At 60.6% G+C, this 7,528-nt stretch carries 8 protein-coding genes; 3 read left to right on the forward strand and 5 right to left on the reverse strand.

Annotated features, from left to right (window positions below; all coding sequences use genetic code 11):
- Positions 1 to 130: 130 nt before the first annotated feature.
- The 3 genes from VF672_RS05270 to VF672_RS05280 all read right to left on the reverse strand — a co-directional run bounded on the left by VF672_RS05270 (position 131) and on the right by VF672_RS05280 (position 2,202).
- Positions 131 to 1,060: an electron transfer flavoprotein subunit alpha/FixB family protein gene (locus tag VF672_RS05270; protein WP_331102190.1), complete on the reverse strand. Its 930-nt coding sequence runs from the start codon at positions 1,058 to 1,060 to the stop codon at positions 131 to 133.
- The gene (locus VF672_RS05275) at positions 1,060 to 1,809 is read right to left on the reverse strand and encodes an electron transfer flavoprotein subunit beta/FixA family protein (RefSeq protein WP_282372558.1); all 750 of its coding nucleotides are present in this window, start codon (positions 1,807 to 1,809) and stop codon (positions 1,060 to 1,062) included. The genes VF672_RS05270 and VF672_RS05275 overlap by 1 nt, the downstream gene beginning before the upstream one ends.
- A 135-nt stretch (positions 1,810 to 1,944) precedes the next feature.
- Positions 1,945 to 2,202 carry a hypothetical protein gene (locus VF672_RS05280; RefSeq protein ID WP_331102195.1) on the reverse strand — a complete coding sequence of 86 codons (258 nt, stop codon included), beginning with the start codon at positions 2,200 to 2,202 and terminating at the stop codon, positions 1,945 to 1,947.
- Between the two features lie 181 nt (positions 2,203 to 2,383).
- Between VF672_RS05280 and VF672_RS05285 the strand changes: the two genes are divergently transcribed.
- Together VF672_RS05285 and VF672_RS05290 are read left to right on the forward strand one after the other, a co-directional pair.
- Entirely contained in the window at positions 2,384 to 4,048 is a 1,665-nt protein-coding gene (locus tag VF672_RS05285) for an electron transfer flavoprotein-ubiquinone oxidoreductase (protein WP_331102197.1), read from the forward strand.
- A 223-nt stretch (positions 4,049 to 4,271) separates the two neighbouring features.
- A complete protein-coding gene (locus VF672_RS05290) occupies positions 4,272 to 4,964 on the forward strand; it encodes a DUF421 domain-containing protein (protein ID WP_331102199.1) in 693 nt (230 codons plus the stop codon).
- Between the two features lie 144 nt (positions 4,965 to 5,108).
- Here VF672_RS05290 and VF672_RS05295 read toward each other — a convergent pair whose 3' ends face one another.
- Complete coding sequence (locus VF672_RS05295) at positions 5,109 to 6,014, reverse strand: AraC family transcriptional regulator (RefSeq protein ID WP_331102201.1); 906 nt, start codon at positions 6,012 to 6,014, stop codon at positions 5,109 to 5,111.
- A 177-nt stretch (positions 6,015 to 6,191) separates the two neighbouring features.
- On the opposite strand from VF672_RS05295, the gene VF672_RS05300 reads away from it, so the two are divergent.
- The gene (locus tag VF672_RS05300; RefSeq protein ID WP_331102203.1) at positions 6,192 to 7,244 is read left to right on the forward strand and encodes an NAD(P)-dependent alcohol dehydrogenase; all 1,053 of its coding nucleotides are present in this window, start codon (positions 6,192 to 6,194) and stop codon (positions 7,242 to 7,244) included.
- Positions 7,245 to 7,279: 35 nt separating this feature from the next.
- Here the strand turns inward: VF672_RS05300 and VF672_RS05305 are convergent.
- Positions 7,280 to 7,528 (reverse strand): IclR family transcriptional regulator domain-containing protein (locus VF672_RS05305; protein WP_331102205.1); only part of this gene is annotated, 249 nt, incomplete at its 5' end.

Raw genomic sequence — 7,528 nt, forward strand, 5'->3', positions numbered from 1 at the left:
CGTCCTTTTCAAGCCCATAAAAAAACCCGTCGATCCCGACTGCCTGAACGCGGATTCATCGACTGAACGGATGATCGCCGCGCTGGGCAGCCCGAATGAACGGGTTCTCTTTATAAGTCAGGGAAGTGGATTAAACCAGCTTCTCCAACTCGGGGATCGCTTCGAACAGATCCGCCACGAGGCCGTAATCGGCCACCTGGAAGATTGGGGCTTCTTCGTCCTTGTTGATCGCCACGATCACTTTGGAGTCCTTCATGCCGGCCAGGTGCTGGATCGCGCCGGAGATACCGACTGCGATGTACAGCTGCGGCGCGACGATCTTGCCGGTCTGGCCGACCTGCATGTCGTTGGGCACGAAGCCTGCGTCGACGGCCGCGCGGGAAGCGCCTACAGCCGCGCCCAGCTTGTCAGCCAGGGTATACAGGTGTCTGAAGTTGTCGCCGTTCTGCATGCCTCGGCCGCCCGAGACAACAATCTTGGCGGCAGTCAGTTCAGGGCGGTCGGACTTGGCCAGCTCTTCGCTGACGAAGGACGATTTGCCCGCGTCGTGGGCTGCGCTCACGGCTTCGACCGAAGCGGAACCGCCTTCAGCAGCCACGGCGTCAAAGCCGGTGGCACGAACGGTGATCACTTTCACCGCTGCCGACGACTGAACGGTCGCAATGGCGTTACCGGCATAGATCGGGCGCTTGAACGTGTCAGCGCTTTCCACCGACACGATTTCGGAAATCTGGTCGACGTCCAGCTGCGCGGCCACGCGCGGCAGGATGTTCTTGCCGTTGGACGTTGCAGCTGCCAACACGTGGCTGTAGGCCGAGGCCAGTTCCACGACCAGCGGGGCGACGTTTTCCGGCAGTTGATGCTCATAGGCGGCATTGTCGGCCAGCAGCACCTTGGAAACGCCCGCAATTTTAGCAGCGGCGTCACCAACGGCGGCGACGTTGTGGCCGGCGACCAGAACGTGGATATCACCACCAATCTTTGCGGCAGCGGCAACGGTATTCAGGGTGGCGGGAGCGATTGCGCCGTTTTCGTGCTCAGCGATAACCAGGGTCGTCATCAGATCACCTTCGCTTCGTTTTTCAGTTTATCAACCAGTTCAGCAACCGACTTGACCTTGATGCCTGCGCTGCGGGCAGCCGGCGCTTCAACCTTCAGGGTCTTGTTGGTGGATGCCGTCGAAACGCCCAACGCATCCGGCGTCAGCACTTCGAGGGGCTTTTTCTTGGCTTTCATGATGTTCGGCAGCGACGCATAGCGCGGCTCGTTCAGGCGCAGGTCCGTGGTGACGATGGCAGGCAGCTTGAGCGAAACGGTTTGCGCACCGGCGTCGATTTCACGGGTGACGTTGACGCTGTCGCCGGACACTTCGACCTTCGAGGCGAAGGTGCCCTGCGCGTAACCGCTCAGCGCAGCCAGCATCTGGCCGGTCTGATTGTTGTCGCTGTCGATCGCCTGCTTGCCGAGGATGACCAGCTGCGGCTGCTCTTTATCGACAACGGCCTTGAGCAACTTGGCAACGGCCAGGGAAGTCAGCTCATCAGCGGATTCGACGAGGATGGCGCGATCGGCACCCAGTGCCAAGGCGGTACGCAGTTGCTCCTGCGCGGTGGTCGGACCAATGGAAACGACGACGATCTCGGTCGCAACACCTTTCTCTTTAAGGCGGACGGCTTCTTCCACGGCGATTTCGCAGAAGGGATTCATCGACATTTTGACGTTAGCGAGATCGACGCCGGAGTTGTCCGCTTTGACGCGAACCTTGACGTTGTAGTCGACCACTCGTTTGACAGCTACAAGAACCTTCATGGATTCCTCGTTTCTCTCCGGTGAAAAGAAGTCGCCAGACCTTGCCTGGCGATGGGTACACGTCAGTGTAAAGAACACCTGTGAAAACAACCTATTCACGGTTGCCGAATGCTGATGTCAGCAAAAGCGGCCACGCTACGGCGGCAATCCAAGCCAGACGCCGATGGCCCGTGTAAACTGCAGCGCGCCGCCAACGTGGGGCGGGTATTGCGCTGAGGCGATGCTCGCGTTGCTTTTACCGGTGTTCTGCGACCTACGGTTTTTACGCGACTGCACGCTCACTGCAAAACGGTACGAAGCGCCAAGGCTGACCGCCAGTTGGAGCGAGCGCAAAATCGCCCGTATCTTGACCGCATCGTCTAGGCGGGTCAATACGACATAAACGCCAGTCACAAGCCGCCTCACCATGATTTATCAGGGTTTCGGCCGATTCAAACAAACGTTTGTATTGGACCTGCGAGGTGGTGTAGATATAATGCCCGCCATTGAGAAGACACCCGGACAACGACCTGCCGCGTGTCGGTTAGCCGTCTATAAAAAAATATGCCGTTGAGCCTTGAGTAGGAGAGAGCCTGTGGAACGCGAATACATGGAATTCGACGTCGTCATCGTCGGAGCCGGCCCCGCCGGGCTGTCAGCCGCTTGCCGCCTGAAACAGAAGGCCGCTGACGCCGGGCAGGAAATCAGCGTCTGCGTGGTTGAGAAAGGCTCCGAAGTCGGCGCTCACATCCTCTCCGGCGCGGTGTTCGAGCCCCGCGCCCTCACCGAGCTGTTTCCTGAATGGAAAGCCCTCGGCGCTCCGCTGAATACACCGGTCAAAAACGACGACATCTATGTCTTGACCGGCGCCGAAGCCAGCCAAAAAGTCCCCGGCATGTTCGTGCCCAAGACCATGCACAACGAAGGCAACTACATCATCTCGCTGGGCAACCTGTGCCGCTGGATGGCGCAGCAGGCCGAGAACCTGGGCGTCGAAATCTACCCCGGCTTCGCGGCGCAGGAAGCGCTCATCGATGAAAACGGCGTGGTGCGCGGGATCCTCACGGGCGACCTGGGCGTGGACCGTGAAGGCAACCCCAAAGAAGGCCTCTACACCCCTGGCATGGAACTGCGCGGCAAGTACACCCTGTTCGCCGAAGGCTGCCGCGGTCACATCGGCAAGCAACTGATCAACCGCTTCAACCTCGACAGCGAAGCCGACGCCCAGCACTACGGCATCGGCCTGAAAGAAATCTGGGAGGTCGACCCTGCCAGGCATCAGCCCGGCCTGGTGGTGCACACCGCCGGTTGGCCGCTGGACATCATGGGCACCGAAAACACCGGCGGCTCCTTCCTCTATCACCTGGAAAACAACCAGGTCGTGGTCGGCCTGATCGTTGACCTGTCTTACGCCAACCCGTACCTGTCACCCTTCGATGAATTCCAGCGCCTTAAGCACCACCCGGTCCTGAAACAATACCTGGAAGGCGGCAAGCGCATCAGCTACGGCGCGCGAGCCATCTGCAAGGGCGGTTTGAACGCGCTGCCGAAGATGGTGTTCCCCGGCGGAGCGCTGATCGGCTGCGATTTGGGCACCCTTAACTTCGCCAAAATCAAGGGCAGCCACACTGCCATGAAGTCGGGCATGCTCGCTGCCGAAGCGGTGGCCGACGCGCTGTTCGCCGGCAGCGAAGGCGGTGACGCGCTGAACGGCTACGTCGAAGGGTTCAAGGCCAGCTGGCTGCACGAAGAACTGTTCGCCAGCCGTAACTTCGGTGCCGCAGTACACAAGTACGGCGCCATCCTCGGTGGCGCCTTCAACGTGATCGACCAGAACCTGTTCGGTGGCAAAGTCCCCTTCACGCTGCGTGATAACACGCCTGACTACGCGTGCATGAAGCTGGCAGCCGATTCGAAGAAGATCGACTACCCGAAACCGGACGGCAAGCTGAGCTTCGACAAGCTGAGCTCGGTCTTCATCTCCGGCACCAACCACGAAGAAGAGCAGCCGTGCCACCTGAAGCTGAAGGATCCGAGCATCCCGATCAGCGTCAACCTGCCCAAGTACGATGAGCCTGCCCAGCGTTATTGCCCGGCGGGAGTATATGAGGTGGTGACCCAGGAAGACGGCGCGAAACGCTTCCAGATCAACGCCCAGAACTGCGTCCACTGCAAGACGTGCGACATCAAGGATCCGTCGCAGAACATCACGTGGGTTGCACCGGAAGGCGCAGGCGGCCCGACCTATCCGAATATGTAATGGAAGCGGCAAGCTTCAAGCGTTGAGCTGCAAGTTTGCCGGCTGACCCGGTCCCACTCGACACCACGTGTTGAGTGGGACCGGCTTTAGCCGGGAAGCGGTTGCGGGTGCGTCATTCCATCACGCCGGTCACTTCAGCCACCCCCCTTCCCCCGACTGCACTCTCCACCAGCGCTTACAGGCGTGGCCGAATGGCGAAGCGCTTTTATACCTAGAGGTCAAGATGTCCCCTTTTGATCTGCAGCGCATGCTCCTCGACGAGGTCCCGCTGTCATTTTTACTGGAAGTCGTGGCCAGGACGACATTCGCTTTCCTCGCGGTTTTCCTGTTCCTGAAGTCAAGCGGACGGCGAGGCATCCGGCAACTCTCGCTTTTCGAGCTGGTCGTCATATTGACCCTGGGCTCCGCTGCGGGCGACGTATCCTTCTATCACGACGTCCCGTTGCTTCCGGTCGCCGTCGTTTTTCTCTCCCTCTTGCTGCTGTATCGGCTCACGGTGCTGATCATGACCAAGAGCAAGAAATTCGAAGCGCTGATCGACGGCCTGCCGGTCACGGTCATCAGCAACGGCCTGTACGAGCTCAAATCTTTGGAAAAACTCAACATCTCTGCCAGCGAGTTGTTGATGGAATTGAGGCAACGGGGCGTCGAGCACCTTGGACAGGTCAGGTTGGGACTGGTCGAGACTGACGGCGATATCAGCCTCTACTTTTACGAGCGGGACGACATACGCCCAGGCTTATCCGTACTTCCCCTGGAGCACCGTCCGGAATTCCAGCTCGCACCTACTGCAGCCTGGTATTGCTGCGTCAATTGCGGTTTCGCCCAGCACATTCCAGAACGACAAAAGACAGACTGCGCCCGCTGCCATCAAAGTGTCTGGTCAAAACCCCTCTGCACGCCACGCACCCAGTGAAGGCGCATTGAGCTGCGGCTCGTCACAAACCAAATGTGAGGGTGCCTGCACTGGCCTCTTCCCGGCTGAAGCCGGTCCCACCAAGGACTGCGCGTTCAGTGGGACCGGCTTTAGCCGGGAAGCTTGTATGGTTCAGCCTCAGCCTCATGCTGATATCTTCAGCCGCTCGCCCTCTTCGCCCGGATTGCGCTCGAAGTAGCGCTTGTACTCGCGACTGAATTGCGACGTGCTTTGGTACCCGACCTTGTGCGCCACTTGCGCCACCCCCATGCCCTCGCCGATGAGCATCTGCTGAGCCTTGAGCAGCCGCAAGCGTTTTAGGTACTGAACGGGTGACAGCAACGTGCTGCGTTTGAAGTGCTCGTGGAAAGTCGAGGCGCTCATGTTGGCACATCGGGCCAGATCCTCGACGCTCAAGGCCTGATCGTAATGGTCGCGCAGATGCTGCAGCGACGCGGCGATACGCGCAAAGTGGCCGGTCTGCTCAACCAGGGCTCGGAGCACTCCGGCCTGGGGACCGCGCAACGCCGCATACACCACCTCTCTGACCCGAGCCTGCCCCATTACTTGCGCGTCGAGCGGATCATGCAGGCAGCGCAACAACCGCTCGACACTCTCACGCATTGGCGTGTCCAGCTCCGCGGAGGTCATGGACTCTGGCGTCTGCGCCTTGACCTTGACGTTCGGCGCCTCACCCATGGCTTGCACCAGTTCGCCCAGCAGCGCGCGATCGATTGACACTGCGACCCCGTACATGGGCGCTTGGGACGTGGCGAAGGTTTCGCACATGAACGGTACCGACAACGCCTGCACCAGATAATGACCGGCGCCGTACTCCAGCGTACGCGGGCCCAGTCGGGCGAGCTTGCTGCCCTGGGCGATGATCACCAGGCTCGGTTCGTAGATCTGCGGGCTGCTGGCGACGTAGTAATCCCAGGACATCGCTTGCACGCCCGGCACGAGCGTGTCGACGAAACCCGGGCGCGGCGCCAGCGGTTTGATGAGGGAGACCAACTCGGCGTTGGCGGCGGAATGGGAAAGAGGAGACATGGGCGACCATACGGAGGATTTGACACCGCCATCATCGCAGATCAGCCGCGCGCCGCCCTGCTCGAAATGCGAAATCCGCAGGATCAGGCATGACAGGCGGAGGAATGACCATGGCCGGCGATGCCCTGCCTGCGGACAATGCACCGCCTCAACCGTCATCGTTTTGCGAGGTTCTTCATGTACACAGCCATCGGTTACGCCGCTCAATCCGCCACCGCGCCCCTCGCCCCCATGACGTTCAGCCGGCGCAGCCCGCGGCCGGACGACGTGGCCATCGAGATCCTCTACTGCGGCGTGTGCCACTCCGACATCCACCAGGCGCGCAACGAGTGGGGCATCGCCGTGTACCCGCTGATGCCGGGCCACGAGATCGTCGGCAAGGTCACCGAAGTCGGCGCCAACGTCAGCAAGCATAAAGTCGGTGATCTGGTCGGCGTCGGCTGCATGGTCGACTCCTGCCGTCAGTGCGAAGCCTGCGCCCGCGACCTTGAGCAGTATTGCCTCGAAGGCGCGACCATGACCTACGCCACCCCGGACCGCGTAGACGGCAGCAACACCATGGGCGGCTATTCCAACAGCATCGTGGTCAGCGAGCACTTTGTGGTACGTATCCCGGAAAAACTTGACCTTGCCGCTGCCGCGCCCATTCTGTGTGCAGGTATCACCACCTACTCCCCGCTCAAGCATTACGGTGTCAAGCCCGGCGACAAAGTGGGCGTGCTGGGCATGGGCGGCCTGGGCCACATGGGCATCAAGTTCGCCAAGGCAATGGGCGCGGAGGTGACGCTGTTCACCCGCTCGGCGAGCAAGGCCGAAGAAGGCCGCCGTCAGGGAGCCGATCACGTCATCGTCTCGACGGATGCCGAGCAGATGAAGGCCGCTGCGGGGCATTTCGACTTCCTGCTGGACACCATTCCGGTGCAGCACGACCTGAACCCCTACCTTGAAACCCTGCGTTTTGACGGCGTGCACATTCTCGTCGGCCTGATCGAACCCGTGGACCCGGCGCTGCATGCCGCCAATCTGGTGATGAAACGTCGCGTGCTGGCGGGCTCACTGATCGGTGGCATCGCCGAGACTCAGGAAGTGCTGGATTTCTGCGCCGAGCACGGCATCACGTGCGACATCGAGATGCTCGATATCAAGAACATCAACGAGGCCTACAGCCGCATGATCGCCGGTGACGTGAAGTACCGTTTCGTGATCGACATGGCCACGTTGAAGGCCTGATCCATCTGTCGCCCCGCGCAATGCGGGGCAACACGCTACCCGCCCAACTCCGCCGACAACCGTGCCGCCGCGTCCTTGATCACCGGCACGAGGTCGGCCATTTTTTCCAGCGGCATATAAGGCACGGTGCTGGCAATGCTGATGCCGGCAATGATCTGTTTGCTGGCATCACGCACCGGCGCGGCCACGCAGCGAATCGACGGTTCGTTGTCTTCAAGATCGAATGCATAACCGCCTTGCACGTACTCGTGCATGCGTGCCTGCACCTGCTCCCAGGTCTGCTC

Source organism: Pseudomonas sp. (assembly GCF_036387035.1).
Taxonomy (GTDB): Bacteria; Pseudomonadota; Gammaproteobacteria; order Pseudomonadales; family Pseudomonadaceae; genus Aquipseudomonas.